A 16,958-nucleotide genomic window follows, 5' to 3' on the forward strand; every position below is an offset into this window, starting at 1 on the left:
TCCTTCCATCTAAATTATCCGCTCGTTTTAAGTGATAATAATTATCAATCGCAAAGAAAATTATATCAATATCATTCACTAAGCGCAATCATTAGTTGGACGCAAGTAACTTCTCTACAATAATATCCAACTGCCCTTCTACTGCTAAAGGATCATAATAAAACATCGTATCAAAATCCATTTGGTAAACATTTCCAGCTTTAAACGTTGGCAGATCTTTCCAAATTGGCGAGTTGGTTAAATCTTTTAATGTCTCCTCGCCGTCCTTAGCACTCCCAGAAGAAGTAGTCGTCACGAACATTCTGTCTGCTGCAAATTCAGGTAAAACTTCCAGTGAAATCTTTTGCCAATCTTGCCCATCTAAAACATCTTTCTGAATTTTTGCTGGTGCTTTTAGTTGTAAAGCATTATAAATCGCTTGACCACCGCGCCCCATATTTTGTCCCATCACATAAAAATCTTTATCTTGTACTTCATAAATCCCCACTGTTTCATTCGGATCTAACTTGCCAGCCAACTTCGCTCTACTTTCTTTGGCTTTTTGATGAAACTTATCTAGCCATGCCTCTCCAGCCTTTTTTTCACCAACTAAGTCAGCGATTTGGCGTACGTCTTCCTCTACATTTTTAGAAGTTGCGTAAGGAATTAACACAGTTGGCGCAATTTTCGACATTGCTTCAAATTCATCATCGTTTGAAACAATGATTAAATCAGGCTTTAATTCCGCCACTTTTTCCGCTGAAACTGGGTCACCAATATCTGCAATCCCGTCCACTTTTCCTTTCAAAAACGGATTTTCCATTTGTTTCGCTCTGGCCCCCACAGGCTTCATTCCAAGCAAAACAATATTCCCTAGATATTCCGAAGCCACAATCCGTTTTGGATGAGCCGGAATTTCTACTTTCTTACCATTTGCCATTGTATATGTACGCATCTCGACCTGCTCACTTCCAGCCGATTTGTTATCTCCACAAGCAGTTAAAACCACTGCAATAAAAAGCATTGATACGAGCAAAATGATACCCTTTTTCAATTGAACCCCTCCTGTAACTGATAATAATTCTCAGTTAGTATAGCAACTTTATTCACAAAGTGCAAATCATTCCAGCAAAGTAACGCTTGCATCTTCACCATAAAAACTCTATACTTAACCATTGAGAATGATTATCACCTTAACTTTAAATTGGAGCGATGAAAATGAAAGACCTTCATACAGATAACTTACAAATTTCATACGACAAACGAATCATTGTTGATGGTTTAGACATAGCCATTCCAGCGAATAAAATAACCGCTTTAGTAGGTGCAAATGGTTCAGGGAAATCGACTATTTTAAAAACGATGTCCCGCTTAATGAAACCTAGTAAAGGCGCTGTTTATTTAGACGGCAAAACGATTCATAGTCAGCCAACTAGAGACGTTGCCAAACAATTAGCTATTTTACCACAAAACCCTTCTGCACCTGATGGTTTGACGGTGTTTGAATTAATTTCTTATGGACGTTCTCCGCATCAAAGTAGCTTTAAATCGATTACCGCAAAAGATCGCGAAATTATTTTTTGGTCATTGCGCGTGACGAATTTAACGGAGTTCGCGGATCGACCTATCGATAGTTTATCAGGCGGACAACGACAGCGTGCTTGGATTGCCATGGCGCTTGCCCAAGAAACAGATGTCCTATTTCTTGATGAGCCGACTACCTTTTTAGATATGACACACCAACTAGATGTACTTAATTTATTGAAACAATTAAATCAATCAGAGAACCGCACAATCGTGATGGTTGTCCATGATTTAAATCACGCATCTCGTTACGCTCACCATATGATTGCTATTAAAGAAGGAAAAGTCATTGCAGAAGGAACACCAACAAGCGTCATGACCGAACAAACTTTAGAGGATGTCTTTAATATCAAAGCAGATATTTTAATTGACCCCCGCAGCGGTGTCCCTCTTTGCCTTCCATACGAAACTTGCAACGGATGCGAAATTGTAAAGGAGCTTGATTCCATTGCCAAATGAGGTTTATGATGTAACCATTATCGGCGGCGGTCCCATTGGCCTATTCTCCGCATTTTATAGTGGGCTTCGTTCCATGAAAACAAAAATTATCGATGCTGAACCTGCTGTCGGCGGGAAAGTTCGTTACTTTTTTCCAGAAAAAATCATTCGCGATATCGGTGGTATTCCCGCCATTACCGGCGAAAATCTTGTCGCAAATTTAAAACAACAAGCAGAAACGTTTCATCCAACTATTGTTTGCAGTGAGCGAGTTGTAGATGTGACCAAACTAGCAGATGGCACCTTTCAATTAACTTCGCATAACGGTTCGATTCATTTTTCAAAAACAATTGTCATTGCTACAGGTAGTGGTACGTTTGAGGTCAATAAGCTTGAAGCTCTACATGCTGAAGATTTTCCATTTGCAATCCATTATGATGTCAAAAATATCGAGCAATTCCGCGATAAAGTAGTGGTGGTTTCTGGTGGAGGAAATTCTGCTATCGACTGGGCGCAGACGCTTGAACCAATTGCCAAACAAGTACACCTTATTTATCGCGGCGAAGATTTTAAAGCCCACGAGGAAAGTGTTCGTGAACTGAAAAATTCTCGCGTCGAAATCCATATCCATCATGAAATCAGCGAACTAATCGGAACGAACAACCAACTAACTGAGATTACCGTTTGCTGTAATCAAACGCAGACTACGAAAACAATTGAAACCGAGGCACTTTTCATTAATCATGGGGTGAAAGTAGACCTTGGAACAATGGCGGAATGGGGCTTTAAACAAGCCGATTTTGGCATTGTCGTGGATGATGAAATGAAGACGACGGTTCCTGGTATTTTTGCTTGTGGAGATAGTGCCACCTACCCTCGAAAAATACGCATTATCGCAGCAGGACTGCATGAAGGGCCCATCGCGATTAATAGTGCGAAAAAATATTTAGAACCAACTGCCGCAGATGAAGCGATGATTAGCACGCATCACGAAAGCTTTATTGGTTAAAAAAAGGATTTGGGCTCACTCGCCCAAATCCTTTTTTTCTTCGCATATCCCAAATTCGACAATTCGCATCATTTCCGTAAAGTCATTCGCAAGCGGAACAAATTCTTCCATCGTCGCATTCGGATGACTCTGCAAATAAACTGTACTAATCTCCGTAATATGTTTAAAAAGAGCTGCCATCACTTTACGCGCTGCATCCATATTCACATCTTTTTTCAACTTCATCTCACTTAAAACTTGATTCATTTGCGCCTCTGACCGCTCAATTGCCTTATCAAAAAAGCCATCTAGCTTACCTTTTAATTCTACTGGCGGGTTTCCATAAGCTTGCATAATTAAGCCAAATACCGCCGGAAACTTGCGATTAAAATCCAGTTTCATCTTCGTTGACCAAATCGCCATTTCGACAAAGTCTCCCCAATGTTCCCCTTCCAAACGAACCTCATTGGTCGCAAAATCAACCGCATAACTAACCGCCGCAATATAAAGCTTTTCTTTAGAACCAAAATAGTGAAAGATCAACCCTTTGGAAACACCAGCTTTTTCGCAAATTTTATTCGTACTAGCTGCCTGATATCCTTTTTCCGTAAATTCTCCCATTGCTGCTTCTAAAATTTTTAATCGTTTTTCATCCATTATACTTTCAAATCCTTTTTCTTATAAATAACAAATGTCATAGCAACCATCACAACAATCACCCCACAAGAAATCAGTGCATTGGTTCCTGTAATCCCTTTATCCATAATCTCAGACGGAATTGCATAGTTAATTGGTGAAAAATATTTGAAGAAATCGACCTTATCATTTAAGCCAGCCATAATTCCTAAAATATATGTTAAGAACACAAGCGCAAGTGCAACTGGAGAAGCTTGCTTAGCGGAACGAAGCACCGATGAAACCATAAAACCAGCACTCATAAATACAGCAGCCACCAGCAACTCACTAGAAAACACTCGTACAAGCTCCATCACTAAATTACCACCGTCAACCCCACTCGGCTTCAAGAAAAGAACTAGCGCCACCGATGCTAAAAAAGTAATCACCCAAAAAGCCACAAATGATAATAAATTCCCAATCATTTTCCAAAAAACAAGGCTAGACCGCGTAATTGGCTGCGCATATAAAAATTCAATTGTTCCATCTGTTTCTTCTTTTATCAAGGCCTGCGCACCAATTAGTGCTGCGTACACACAAGCTGCAATAAAAATATACTGAAAAACATAAGCAAAATACGCATCAATATTCGTTAAATCCGCCATCGAATCCATATGCAAAATTTTCATCATATCTTGCGGAAGTGCATTCATTTTCGTATTCACTAAATCTTGCATCCCGCTACTTTGCATACTTGGGAAGAAAGCCATAAACACACCTAAAATCACAATCACCACAACTGCCCAAACAACCAGACTCTTTATTCGCGTTTTCCATTCAATGTGTAGGATGTTCACTTGATTTCTCCCCCTTCGTATAATGTCATAAATTTATCTTCCAGCTCTTGATTCGTAATGGTTAAATCCGTAATTTCTTTTTCTTGTAATAATGGCAAAATCGTCTTAATATCGTCATCAAAAATAAGCCGCGCTTTCCCCATTTCCTTTTCGATAATTCTTGCGCCCGCATTCGTCAATTTTTCCAGTGGCAAATTTGTTCCTTTCAGCGCAATCACTTTACCCGTCATTTGTTGATTAGCGATATCTTCCACCGCGATAATATTCCCATTTCGAATAAAAGCAGCTCTTGTACAATATTCCTGCACCTCACGTAAATTATGACTAGAAAGGAAAATCGTCATTCCCTCTTTATTTCGCTCAGTCATTTCTTTAAATAAATAATGTTGCATTAACGGATCAAGGCCATTCGTCGGTTCATCCAGAATAAATAATTGCGGCTCAGTAATAAGTCCAGCAACAATTGCTACTTTTTTCTTATTTCCAAGCGACATTTCTCCAAAGCGTTTTTTTGGATCAATCGAAAACATTTCATAATATTTATTCATTTTTTGTGTTGCATTTTCAATATGGTGGAATTTGGCAGCGTAGTGGATAATATCATTTGCTGTCATTTGTGGATAATAGCGAACTTCACTCGGCACATAACCGACCATTTTTTTGATTTCAGCGGAGTCTTTCACCACATCTTTTCCGAGGATCGTCGCACCCCCACTCGTCGCATAAATAAAATTCAGTAAGACTTTAATTGTCGTTGATTTCCCCGCACCATTCGGACCGATAAAACCATATAGTTCGCCTTCATTTACTGACAAATCTACATTTTCAATTGCTCGCTTTTTATGGTAATTTTTTGTGAGCGACTCCACTTTAATTGCTTCCATGTTCTCTCCTCCACACTCAAATTGACCACTTAGTCAACTAGAGTATAATCTCTTTTGACCAGGTAGTCAATTACGAACTATAACACAATAAAAATCTGTAAGACTGTATCCAGTAAAAGTATCCAAATTACTGTTTTCATGCCAGCTCAAGTCTTTAAAAAATCACTTTTAGCTTGATAATGCTAATTTCAATAATTGCGTTATTCCGGATAGAATAACTATATTCCAGGTGATATAATACAGTATGTAAGAAAGTTTATGGTGGTGGCTAACTCTTTCAACATGAAAGGGGGATGCCTATGGCTTTTTTGTTAGGAACTCCTGGAAAGGATAACCCATGACCGTTTATGAAGCACTCTCTTTTGCAGTCGCTTTTACAACTTTAATGTTGTTACTAAACAGTCAAAATAACACAAAAAAATAACCACTCATAAACTTTGGACGGTTTAGTGGTTATTTTTATAACATATTAAACTAGCTGCCATCTTAAATGGGCTTACGTTTGAGGGTCATGTTCTTGCATGGCTCTCTTTTCATGTTTATGATACCACATTTCCATTCTTTATGCCAAGTGTTCCCAAAGAAGTTTTTTCAACCGGTTTATTCATTTTCTTCTATTAATAGTTGTAATTTCCAGTACTGCATCGCGTACATTGTTTTTGCGTCATGAATGAATTGTTGTTCTATTAATTGTTCTGCTTCTTCTGGAGTTACTTTGACTAAATTAATAAATTCATCTGCATCTTGCGCCAATGGTTGCTCCATTTTCCGGAGGTCACGGGCTACATATATATGTAAAAGTTCATTGGCAAATCCAGGAGATGTGTAAAAAGAAGTGAGATATGTTAAATCATCGGACTGAAAACCAGTTTCTTCTTCTAGCTCTCGTCTTGCAGTCACGAGCGGATCTTCCCCTGGCTCCATTTTACCAGCGGGAATTTCAATAATTGTTTTCTCAAGTGGTTTTCGATATTGTTCTACTAAATACATTCCTCCATCTTCTGAAAAAGGTATAATTGCTACAGCACCAGGATGCTTAACAATTTCACGCTTGCTCTTTTCTCCGTTTGGCAACTCTACATCATCTACTTGTAGTTCGATAATATTGCCGCTAAAAATCTGTTCTGTATGAAGTGTTTTTTCTTCTAGTGAGTCCATTTCTGCCACCTACTCCTCGTTTTTTTTCATTATAACATAACTAAGTCCGAGTTTAATTTACATCGCACGACTGATAACATCTATTTTCTAAATATGGTATGATAAGAACAAATAAAGGACAATTTCTAAAATATAAAAACCATTCAACTTGCCTAGCATTCGCTTACAAAATATACTTAAATGGTAGGTTACTTTCCATCAATCTTTATTTTTAGAAAAATTTACTATAAGAAAAGCGGACCTTTTAAACAGGTACTTAAAGGAGAAGATGTATAATGACCGTTTTTAAAAAGATATTAGCATTCACAGGTTCTATTTTCCTTGTCATTATTTTGGCTGGTATTCTCACTTCACTAATTCATAGTGGCTTGGTAATTGCAGCAATTGTAATCGCTGTTGCGGCTATCCTATTTTTCTTTTCATCTAAAGCTGGGGACCGTGCGCAAATGATTGCAACTGGATTAACCAAGAAAGAATATAAATATATTCGCACTAACTTAGAAGAGGCACGTGTGAAAATTATCCGCCTTCAAAAAATCATGACACAAAACAAAGCGTTATATTCTTTCCAAGAGCGTAACAAAACGCTTTTACTTACAAAAAGAATTTATGGCATCGTAAAAGATGAACCAAAGCGTTTTTATGAAGCAGAAGATTTCTTTTTCTCCCATCTTGACTCTTTAGTGGAGCTAACTGAAAAATATGCTTTCTTAGAAAAACAACCCGTAAAAGACAAAAAAATATATCAAACACTTTCTGATACGCGTACACTTTTAAATGATTTAAGTCGTGTTATTGAAAAGGATTTATTTACACTTTTGAATCAAGATGTGAACAACCTTGACTTCGAACTAGAAGTAGCGAAAAACTCCATTTCTAAACAGAAAAAGAAATTTGAAAGGGGTACAAAAGATGACCGAGAACAAGCCAAGTGAACAAACAAATGAATTAAAAGATTTAGTAGTTGAGAAAGAATTCAACCAAACGTTAGATGATCTCCTTGCTAACCCGTTTGGATCAGATGGTGAATCAGCTGCAAGCATCGTAAATAATGAAACAGATGCAGCTCCCCGCCTTGTCGATATGCTTACTGAAACAAATAAAAAACAAGCATTAGAGTTATCCAAACAAATCGAACCTGGAAATCAAGCAGCGATTCTTGGATACGGAGCTCCGGCCCAAGCCAAACTCCATGATTTTTCTCATTCGATGTTAGCACATGTACAAAAGCAAGATGTTGGACCAATTGGCGATATTATTAGCGATTTAATGTATCGTTTGCAAGAAGCGGATCCTGATGAACTTGCCGCTCGCAATAAAAATGTCTTCACTAAAATGTTCCACCGAGTAAAACAATCCATCAACGAAATTACTTCTAAATATCAAAAAATTGGTACCCAAATTGACCGCATCGCGTTAAAACTGGAACATTCCAAAAAGCGTTTAATGGAAGATAACTCTTTCCTAGAACAGCTTTATGATAAAAATAAAGATTACTTCCAAGCACTTAATATTTACATTGCTGCTGGAGAACTAAAATTAGAAGAAATTAATACAAAAATGCTCCCAGAACTTCGCAAAAAAGCGGAACAAACGGGCGACCAAATGGATTACCAAGAAGTGAATGACTTAACACAATTTGCTGATCGTCTAGATAAACGAGTATATGATTTACGTCTAAGCCGTCAAATCACTATCCAACAAGCACCGCAAATTCGCTTAATCCAAAATACAAACCAAGCACTCGCTGAAAAAATTCAGTCTTCTATTATGACTGCGATTCCACTTTGGAAAAACCAAGTGGCCATTGCGCTTACCTTGCTCCGTCAACAACAAGCTGTGGCAGCACAACGCCAAGTTTCTGAAACAACCAACGAACTTCTCAAACGAAACGCTGATATGCTAAAAACAAACGCTATCGAAACAGCGCGTGAAAATGAAAGAGGTATCGTGGACATCGAGACACTTAAAGAAACCCAATCTAGCTTAATCGAAACCTTGCAAGAAACGCTTAAAATCCAACAAGAAGGCCGTGCTAAACGTGCCGTAGCTGAGAAAGAACTTGTAACAATGGAACAAGAACTTAAAGAACGTTTACTGGAAATGAAATAAACAAAATCCCACTCTTACGAAAAAGAGTGGGGTTTTTTCATCCCTTTTATTTAGTTAAATAACCATAACCTTCTAAAAGAAGTGCTGTCATCTTTTCTGCAAACAGTTCTATCATCTGTTCCCCTTTCTCCTCTGTGGCAAGACTAGCATCACCATATACACCACTTTTGCTTAAATCACCTAGCGAAATAGTTGTTTTCCCATAAAGAGTTGGTTTTTCGGGATATTCTCTAACTGCCTTTTTCATTTGCACTAATTCTTTTTTAGTCGCAAGCATTAAAGAGGTTTCAAATTCACAGGCATGAATCATTCCGTGCCATGTACCAGACTCACAATTCTTTTCCATTACTTCAGAAAGAGATGGATAGAATAGATACATAACAGGCATTTCTAACTCATCTGCTAATTCTCTAACAGCATATTTCATCGAGTTATTGTTAGAATCATGTCCATTTATTAAGACAAGCATTTTGACACCATAGCGAGAAACACTGTGTGCGACATCTTTAATAATTGCTTCGACATGATGTTGTTGAATAGAGATCGTTCCTGGAATATCACGCCATACCCAAGAATAGCCAAATGGCATTGGTGGAATAACTACTGCTCCTGTTTTTTCCGATACTAATTCTGCTAAATGGTCTGCTAAAAATATATCAACTCCAAGTGGTAAATGATGTCCATGTTGCTCTGTTGCTCCGAGTGGTAAAATTGCGACTGGAAAATCAGTTATCGCTTTTTCCACTTCATCTCGTGTCATGTTTATTATTTTGTTGGCTGATTGCACCATTTTACATCCATCCTATCTTTGAAAAGCTTTTGCATTTTCTCTTATTTGATTGAGCATGGTCTTCGTGGCGCCGCGTGGAACAAGCTCACTTCCAATAGCGTAAGAATTACACCCCGCCGCTTTAAATTCTGCGATATTTCCTGCGTCTATCCCCCCAACTGCCATTAGATGAATATTAGGGAATGGACCTCTCAAATTTTTAATGTAAGTCGGTCCAAGTGTTCCAGCCGGAAAAACTTTAAAAATTTCTATGCCTAATTGTATTCCTTCCATAATTTCGCCTGGGGAAAATACTCCTGGAAAAACAGCTATGTCTTGTTTTATGCATTCTTCTACAATACTTTTTTCAAAGCCTGGAGTCATAATAAACGTTGCTCCTGCTTGTTTCACCTTTTGAATTTGTTTTTTTCTACAACTGTACCAGCCCCAATTGTCAATTGCTTAGCTGAAAAATGCTGACTTACGGCTTCTAAACAAGCTAATCCTTTTGTTTCATTACTTAATGAGACTTCCAGCATTGTAATTCCTTCTTCTAAAAGTAATTCTACAATCGGAATAACATCTTCTTTTGCTACATCCCGAATAATTGCCATCAATTGGTCTTTCTCCATAGTTAACAAATCACACGCACTCCTTTACTAAAATTTGGCTAGCCAGTTGGCTGGATTATCATAAAATATAGTTTGTATTTGTTGCTCCGTTACGCCTTCTTCTAAAAGCCTTGGAATAAATTTTGTTTTTATAAAACGAAATCCTGGACCGCCACCATATGCGTGCAGATAACTTTTTCTTCCCATATCTCCCGAGATGAGTAATTTATCCCCAAAACCATTTTCAAGCATATTTTTCACTAGTTCAACTCTTGTACTATCAGGATAGTATTTTACTTTTCCACAACCATCAAACTGAACATAAGCCCCTTTTTCAGCTAATTTCAGATGATAGTACGGATCTGCATTGCGATCGCTATGTCCAACAGCTACCAGCTCCATATTCACGCCTTCTTCTTCTAAGATAGCAAGCATTTCCTGCCCCATTGTGCCAGCTTCTGTATGCAACCAAATTGGTGCACCAGTCTCTTTTTGAGCCCATGCAACAGCTCGTGTTACTTTGTTCTCTAATGGATGAATGAGGTTGTACCATGAACCTGACTTCAAAATCCCTGCACGAGCATCGGAACCATCCATTCCTTTTTCAATATCAAAAATTAATCGATCTGTAATTTGTTCAATGCTTTCCTCCTGTACCCAATCCGGGAAATAAATATGTTTATTAAATCCTGTAACACCAAGAACATTCACGCCAGATTCTTCAGACATAGTTTTTAGTTTATTTCCATCACGACCATAATCCAGCGTCGAAGCATCTACGAGTGTTTGACCTCCAATAGATTGAAATGTTTTTAATTCTTCTAAGGAGGACTCATAATCTGTTAATTCAAAATCACGGTCTTTCTGTACTGAAGGTGGACAACACCACAAATGTTCATGTGAGTATGTGAAACCAAGGCTTTCTTTCGAGATGTCACCAAGAACCGTTCTTATTTTCTTTTCCATTTAAAACCATCTCCTATATTTTTTTAAAGTGCTATTCCAAATAATGCTCCAATTAATCGAATAATGACGATAACAATGATTGCATCCGTCGAAGCAAACCATAATCCTTGAATGCCATAACCATCTAATCCTAAAATTGGATAAGCAATTGCTACAATCATTTGAAAAATAAATCCTAATAATAAACCAGCAATAATGGCTCCTCGTCTACCACCCATTGCATTTCCAAATACACCAGCCGCTCCGCCCATAAAAAACAATCCGATAACAGACGGAAGTACGACAACGGGAAGCATGGTAGAAACTAGTGTCGCTCCAAGCCCTCCAACTACTGCGCATAAAAAACCAATGGTCGTTGCAGTAGGTGCGAATGAATAGAAAACGGGAACATCAAGAGCTGGAATTGCGCCGGGAACAATTTTCTCGCTAATACCTTTAAACGCTGGAACTAATTCACCTAAAAACATCCGGACCCCTTGAAGTAGTATCAATATTCCGACAACAAAAGTGAATGCTTGCAATATTGCGAATAATACATTACTTTGTGTGCCAGCTAATTCTTTCATCACCGGTTCATCCACAAAGAAAGAAGTAAATATATAAATCACTGCCATAACAATCCCCATTAAAACAGACATTTCTTTCAAAAAATCTAGTTTTTTAGGTACTTTTAAGTCTTCTGTAGAATTAGCTTTATTTCCTAATTTCCCTCCAAGCCAACCGGTCGCCCAGACAAGGGAACTGCCCCAAAAGCCAAAACCGACTTGATCATTTCCTGTCACTTTGCGTACAAAAGGTTGTGCGAGTGCTGGAAAAACAATACTCGAAATACCCTGTGCGATAGAACCAAACAAAATAATTTGCCAGCTATTAAAGCCCATTTGATCGAATACTATGGCCATTGTAGCTGCGAAGGAAAACATCATATGCCCTGTTAAGAAAATATATTTCCATCTGGTTGTTCTAGCAAGAATAACATTAATAATAAAACCAAATACAAGAATTAAAGACGTTTCCGTTCCTAAAATTTGCTGGACAGCAGCTGCAATAGCATTATCTTCTGCAACCACCCCTTTAAGTTGAAAAGCATTTTCAAACATTGTGCTAAATGGAATTAAACTTCCAACAATAATCGCGGATCCCTGTTGTAGCATAATAAAACCAAAAATCGTTTTTAATGTTCCTTTTACAATATCAGAACCGGTTTTCCTTAAGGCAATTAACCCAATAGCGGCTATAATTCCTAAAATAAAAGCTGGCGTAGAAAAAATTTCTGTGATGAAAGTAAGCATCTTCATCCTCCTTTTTTATGAAGCAAAGTATTGTTTGATAGCTGGCAAAACTTTTTCTTCTATTTCTTTTTTATCGAGAATATTAATGATTGGGACAACTTTGACTTCTTCCTCTGCTAATTCTTTGGCTATTTCACTGGAAGCAACAATCATGTCGCACTTTCTCCCCTTCGCACTACTTAAATCCGTTGCCTCCCCTCCAACTGTAAAGCCATGTTTTTTTGCCATATCTTGAATTTCCATGAGTAACATCAAGCTAGTTCCAAATCCCATTCCGCAAACCGTTAAAATTTCCACTATTTTTCCTCCTTATTAATGGTGCATAAGATTTCCGCTTTATCGGTACTTGTTTTTAATCTTTTTAATTTATCTTCATCGGTTAATAATTCACTAAGCGCTTGGAGCATTTTGATGTGGAAATTGGTATCTACACCTCCAATTGCGATAACCAGACTCACATCGTCATTGGCTGGGTGCCCAAATTTAATCGGTTTTTTCAAACGAACAATTGACATGCATTGTTTTTTCACCCCGTGTTCGGGCCGCGCATGTGGAATTGCAATATGTGGTGCTAGGACTATATAAGGACCTAATTTTTCATAACTAGCTACCATTGCATCTACATAATCAGATGAAGCGCTTTCAGTTTTTACTAAGAGATTTCCGGCAGCTCTGATAGCATCTACCGGACTTTCTACCTCCACATCCAATTCAATTTGTTCTAAAGTAATTGGTAACAATATGACTTCCTCCTTTTCTATATGATATGTTTTTTAGTTCTACCTTCTAATTCAGCCAAATATTGGTACCTATCTCCGCGAGCTACCATATCCACCACTTCCACTGGGGTATTGCCTTTCATATAGGAAGTACGTCGCACATGAAGCACCGCAGAGTCTTCTGGAACTGCAAGCAAGGCAGATTCAATCGGGGTAGATAATCTTGCTGTAATAATTTCATCTGCATGTACTAAACTAATATGATAAATTTCTTCCAAATCATGGTAAAGGGAATCTGATTTCAAACCATTCTCTAATAAACCAGGAACATATTTGGCGCGTAAATAATTAATCATAATTGCAACAGGTTCACCATCAATTTCTCTCACGCGTCTAATACAAGTTACTTCTTCATGCTTGCCTAATTGGAGTGCTGTACGAATTTTTTTTGACGGGATTGCTGCAGAAATTTCTACACTGATAGTCTTAGATTCTTTATGTTGTAGTTTCATTTCCTCTGACCAACTAAAAATCCGTCCAAGTCCTTGTGTAGTCTTTGTTTGACTCACAAATGTTCCTTTTCCTTGTTGTTTACTTACAATTCCCTCATTTACCAGCTCTTCTATCGCTTTTCGAACTGTCATCCTGCTAACATGATACATCTTTTCAATTTCTGTTTCTGTCAAAAGTAAATCTCCAACAGACATATCTTGTTCAATTTTCTCTTGTAGTTGATTTTTCAGTTGCATATAAAGTGGTGTAGAAGATGATTTATTTAATTTTTTCATATTAGTTCCATTCCTCCCGAAAAGTTATCTTTTGATTCATTATAACATTTGCAATAATATAATCAAGAAACATTATAACCTTTCGTCATTTTCAGTGTATAACATCATAATGAATTAGTCAAGATTTTTTTAAAGGTTATAATCTATAAGCGTAAAAAAAGAAAAGGCTGGGTGTCCTTTTCTTTTTTAAAGTCCTTCTAAACGTAAATTTTCAAAATAAACGGGTTTTAAATTGGTTACAGTAAGCCCAATCAACCGAATACTATCCTGACCAGTATAGCTTTCTCTTAAAAGAAGGGCTGCCGCTTGATAAATTTGACTTGCATCATTAGTATATTCGTTTAAAGTAAGGCGCTTAGTAATTGTTGTAAAGTCACTGTAGCGTAGTTTTAGTACTACCGTCTTACCGTGTTTTTGTAGTTTAATGAGCCGTTCTTCTACTTTTTTGGCGAATTGCATGAGGCTTTGTTCGAGAACTCGGCTATCTAAGACATTAAATTCAAAAGTAGTTTCTTTACCGACGGATTTGCGATCACGATGCGGATTCACAATGTTGTTAGAACGACCTCGAACATGTCGATATAAATGATATCCATGTTTGTGTAATTCGCGAATAAGGTCCCACTCGCTCCACTTCTTCAAATCCGCCCCTGTTTCAATTCCTAAACGATGCAATTTTTCTGCGGTTACTTTTCCTACCCCATAAAATTTAGTAACTGGTATTTGTTCTAAAAAGGCTTCTGCTTCTTCTGGTGCAACTACTGTAATGCCAGCAGGTTTTTTAAAATCAGAAGCGATTTTTGCGATAAATTTATTAAATGATACGCCGGCAGAAGCAGTCAGACCAAGCTCTTGGTAAATCGTTTGCTGGATCTCGCGTGCAACCATTGTGGCGGATTTCATTCCTTTTTTATTTTCAGTTACATCCAGATAAGCTTCATCTAAAGAGAGCGGTTCGATAATATCCGTATATCTGGAAAAGATCTCGCGGATTTGATTAGAAACCTCTACATAATGAGCCATATTGCCGTGAATAAAAATGCCATTCGGACAAAGTTTAGCAGCTTGCCTGGTGGGCATAGCTGAATGCACACCGAATTTGCGCGCTTCATAAGAACAAGTCGCAACAACTCCGCGTTTATTAGGGTCTCCACCAATAATAAGTGGCTTCCCTCGGAACTCAGGATGGTCGCGTTGTTCCACAGATGCATAAAAAGCGTCCATATCAATATGAATAATTTTTCTACTCGTATCCATAACTGCATCTCCCTCAAAACGAACAAGCGTTCTTATTCAATTATAAAGGTTATCCTCATTAATTACAAGAAAAAAATACCCTATTTTCATAAGGTATTTTCTTCCGTTTTATTTCTTTAAAAACGCACCTTTACCGAAGAATTCGATAACTTGTGGCATTACTTGATAAAGTCGTGTTGCAATGTTCATCACAAAAGGTAAATTGATTTCGCGGCGCTTAGTTCCCATAATTTGCACTGTTTTATGCGCAACTTTTTCTGGCTTTAACACTAATTTGCCAACTGTTTCTAAATAGTTGCCTGATTTATCCGCTACATCGAAAAAGTTCGTGGCAATTGGACCAGGATTGATCGTTGTAACATTGATTTTATCTGGCATTAGTTCCAAACGAAGTGCATTTGAAAAACCTAAAACTGCATATTTCGTGGCTGAGTAAACGGTTGATTTTGGTGTAGCGATTTTAGCGGCTTGGGAGGCAATATTAATAATATGTCCAGCTTTGCGCGCTTGCATTTGCGGTAAAATCAGTTGTGTGAGTTGAATTAAGCCAAGTACATTCGTATCAAACATTTTTTCAATTGTCTCAAATGGAATATCTATCGCGTTTTCAAATAAACCAAAACCTGCACAGTTGACTAATACATCAATTTGATACGATGCATTTATCTCTGCGCTGACTTGTTTCACTTGCTCAAAATCAGTCATATCTAAAGTAAAATAAGTCGCTTCTACTGAAAAATTATCATGTATATCTTTTTGTAACTCTATTAATTTTTTCGTACTTCTAGCTGTTATAATAACATTACCACCGGACATAGCTACTTGTCTTGCGATTTCAGCTCCAAGACCGTTAGAAGCCCCAGTAATTAAAACCGTTTTATTCTTCAAAAAAGGGTTCATTTTGTCACTCTCCTACTTGAAAAACAGCTAAATCATAAGCTATTTCAGTATTTTCAAAAATAGTTTTTGCTTCTATTAATAGTTCTTTACTTGCATCTCGATCATATCTTGAGCTGATATGGGTTAAAATTAATTTTTTGACATTGGCGGTTTTAGCAAGCTTGGCTGCTTGAAGCGTTGTCGAATGCATATATTCTCCTGCCATTTTTGCCTTATCGCCTTCAAATGTTGCTTCGTGAACCAAAATATCGGCATTCAATGCTAATTCTAGTTCACTACTGGTTTCTCTTGTATCACCAAAAATACTAATAATTTTCCCTTTTTGCGGCTCACCAATATAATTTTTACCATCAATGACGCGTCCATCAGCTAATGTTACGATTTCGCCGTTTTTCAGCTTTTGAAAAACTGGTCCCGCTTCGACGCCGTCCGCTTTTAATTTTTCAGCATTGAGTGCACCTTGTTTATCTTTTTCGACAATACGGTAACCAAAGCTACGTACCCCGTGATCAAGATCGTCAGCTGTAACTAAAAACATCTCATCTTCAAAAATGACACCTGGATCTATTTCTTCAAAATTAATTTTATATGTAAGTCTTGTTCCACTGAGTCTTAAGGAAGTTTCGACATATTCTGCTATTCCGGCAGGACCGTAAATAGTCAAATTAGAGTCCCCTCCTTGAAAAGAACGACTACTTAATAAGCCTGGCAGTCCAAAAATATGATCTCCATGCATGTGAGTAATAAAGATTTTTTCTAGTTTACTTAGTTTAATTTGGCTTCGCATGATTTGGTGCTGTGTTGCTTCCCCGCAATCAAAAAGCCAAATTGCATTTCGTTCATTTAACATTGAAAGTGCGATGGATGTGACATTACGGCCTCGCGACGGTACGCCTGCTCCAGTTCCTAAAAAAACAAGTTCCATTTTGTTCCATTCCCTTCTCAGTTCGTGTCTTATTTTATCACATTCTTAAACGAACAGGAAATAAACATTTTCATGCTAAAAACCCTTATAATTCAGAAATAACTGTCAAATTAAAA

18 protein-coding genes and 1 pseudogene are annotated in these 16,958 nt (G+C 37.6%); 4 read left to right on the top strand and 15 right to left on the bottom strand.

What is annotated here, in order from left to right; genetic code table 11:
- Positions 1-91 precede the first annotated feature (91 nt).
- Positions 92-1,033, bottom strand: coding sequence for an iron-hydroxamate ABC transporter substrate-binding protein (locus tag CKV70_RS10085; protein ID WP_003732026.1), 942 nt, complete (start codon positions 1,031-1,033; stop codon positions 92-94).
- 164 nt (positions 1,034-1,197) lie between these two features.
- On the opposite strand from CKV70_RS10085, the gene CKV70_RS10090 reads away from it, so the two are divergent.
- The gene (locus CKV70_RS10090; protein ID WP_003732025.1) at positions 1,198-2,022 is read left to right on the top strand and encodes an ABC transporter ATP-binding protein; all 825 of its coding nucleotides are present in this window, start codon (positions 1,198-1,200) and stop codon (positions 2,020-2,022) included.
- Positions 2,012-3,010 carry an NAD(P)/FAD-dependent oxidoreductase gene (locus CKV70_RS10095; protein ID WP_003723126.1) on the top strand — a complete coding sequence of 333 codons (999 nt, stop codon included), beginning with the start codon at positions 2,012-2,014 and terminating at the stop codon, positions 3,008-3,010. Before CKV70_RS10090 ends, CKV70_RS10095 begins: the two co-directional genes overlap by 11 nt.
- Positions 3,011-3,025: 15 nt before the next feature.
- Here CKV70_RS10095 and timR read toward each other — a convergent pair whose 3' ends face one another.
- From timR to CKV70_RS10120, 4 genes are all read right to left on the bottom strand, one after another.
- On the bottom strand, positions 3,026-3,646 hold the full coding sequence (gene timR / locus CKV70_RS10100) for a macrodiolide transporter TimAB transcriptional regulator TimA (RefSeq protein WP_003723127.1): 621 nt from the start codon (positions 3,644-3,646) through the stop codon (positions 3,026-3,028).
- Positions 3,646-4,461, bottom strand: coding sequence for a macrodiolide ABC transporter permease TimB (timB, locus tag CKV70_RS10105; RefSeq protein ID WP_014600972.1), 816 nt, complete (start codon positions 4,459-4,461; stop codon positions 3,646-3,648). The genes timR and timB overlap by 1 nt, the downstream gene beginning before the upstream one ends.
- Positions 4,458-5,345 (bottom strand): macrodiolide ABC transporter ATP-binding protein TimA, encoded by an 888-nt coding sequence (timA, locus tag CKV70_RS10110; protein ID WP_010679823.1) that lies wholly within the window; start codon positions 5,343-5,345, stop codon positions 4,458-4,460. Before timA ends, timB begins: the two co-directional genes overlap by 4 nt.
- Positions 5,346-5,945: 600 nt before the next feature.
- The gene (locus CKV70_RS10120) at positions 5,946-6,503 is read right to left on the bottom strand and encodes an NUDIX hydrolase (protein ID WP_003723131.1); all 558 of its coding nucleotides are present in this window, start codon (positions 6,501-6,503) and stop codon (positions 5,946-5,948) included.
- A gap of 275 nt (positions 6,504-6,778) precedes the next feature.
- Between CKV70_RS10120 and CKV70_RS10125 the strand changes: the two genes are divergently transcribed.
- Positions 6,779-7,438 (top strand): 5-bromo-4-chloroindolyl phosphate hydrolysis family protein, encoded by a 660-nt coding sequence (locus CKV70_RS10125; protein ID WP_003723132.1) that lies wholly within the window; start codon positions 6,779-6,781, stop codon positions 7,436-7,438.
- Positions 7,416-8,615, top strand: coding sequence for a toxic anion resistance protein (locus CKV70_RS10130; RefSeq protein WP_003723133.1), 1,200 nt, complete (start codon positions 7,416-7,418; stop codon positions 8,613-8,615). The genes CKV70_RS10125 and CKV70_RS10130 overlap by 23 nt, the downstream gene beginning before the upstream one ends.
- 46 nt (positions 8,616-8,661) lie before the next feature.
- On the opposite strand, the gene CKV70_RS10135 is transcribed toward CKV70_RS10130, so the two are convergent.
- The 10 genes and pseudogenes from CKV70_RS10135 to rnz all read right to left on the bottom strand — a co-directional run bounded on the left by CKV70_RS10135 (position 8,662) and on the right by rnz (position 16,842).
- The gene (locus CKV70_RS10135) at positions 8,662-9,405 is read right to left on the bottom strand and encodes a creatininase family protein (RefSeq protein WP_003732022.1); all 744 of its coding nucleotides are present in this window, start codon (positions 9,403-9,405) and stop codon (positions 8,662-8,664) included.
- Positions 9,406-9,417: 12 nt separating this feature from the next.
- A pseudogene (locus tag CKV70_RS10140) lies at positions 9,418-10,025 on the bottom strand (bifunctional 4-hydroxy-2-oxoglutarate aldolase/2-dehydro-3-deoxy-phosphogluconate aldolase).
- Positions 10,026-10,043: 18 nt separating this feature from the next.
- Positions 10,044-10,961, bottom strand: a complete 918-nt coding sequence (locus tag CKV70_RS10145; protein WP_003723136.1) for a phosphotriesterase family protein — start codon at positions 10,959-10,961, stop codon at positions 10,044-10,046.
- Positions 10,962-10,984: 23 nt separating this feature from the next.
- Complete coding sequence (locus tag CKV70_RS10150; protein WP_003723137.1) at positions 10,985-12,253, bottom strand: PTS ascorbate transporter subunit IIC; 1,269 nt, start codon at positions 12,251-12,253, stop codon at positions 10,985-10,987.
- Between the two features lie 15 nt (positions 12,254-12,268).
- A complete protein-coding gene (locus CKV70_RS10155) occupies positions 12,269-12,550 on the bottom strand; it encodes a PTS sugar transporter subunit IIB (RefSeq protein ID WP_003723138.1) in 282 nt (93 codons plus the stop codon).
- A complete protein-coding gene (locus tag CKV70_RS10160; protein WP_003723139.1) occupies positions 12,550-12,993 on the bottom strand; it encodes a PTS sugar transporter subunit IIA in 444 nt (147 codons plus the stop codon). The genes CKV70_RS10155 and CKV70_RS10160 overlap by 1 nt, the downstream gene beginning before the upstream one ends.
- Before the next feature lie 17 nt (positions 12,994-13,010).
- The gene (locus CKV70_RS10165; protein ID WP_003723140.1) at positions 13,011-13,760 is read right to left on the bottom strand and encodes a GntR family transcriptional regulator; all 750 of its coding nucleotides are present in this window, start codon (positions 13,758-13,760) and stop codon (positions 13,011-13,013) included.
- A 186-nt stretch (positions 13,761-13,946) separates the two neighbouring features.
- Positions 13,947-15,017, bottom strand: a complete 1,071-nt coding sequence (gene dinB, locus CKV70_RS10170; protein ID WP_003732018.1) for a DNA polymerase IV — start codon at positions 15,015-15,017, stop codon at positions 13,947-13,949.
- 108 nt (positions 15,018-15,125) lie between these two features.
- Positions 15,126-15,917, bottom strand: a complete 792-nt coding sequence (locus CKV70_RS10175; RefSeq protein ID WP_014600974.1) for an SDR family NAD(P)-dependent oxidoreductase — start codon at positions 15,915-15,917, stop codon at positions 15,126-15,128.
- A 4-nt stretch (positions 15,918-15,921) separates the two neighbouring features.
- Entirely contained in the window at positions 15,922-16,842 is a 921-nt protein-coding gene (gene rnz / locus CKV70_RS10180) for a ribonuclease Z (RefSeq protein WP_014600975.1), read from the bottom strand.
- Positions 16,843-16,958 lie beyond the last annotated feature (116 nt).

This window comes from Listeria monocytogenes, from assembly GCF_900187225.1.
Lineage (GTDB): Bacteria > Bacillota > Bacilli > Lactobacillales > Listeriaceae > Listeria > Listeria monocytogenes.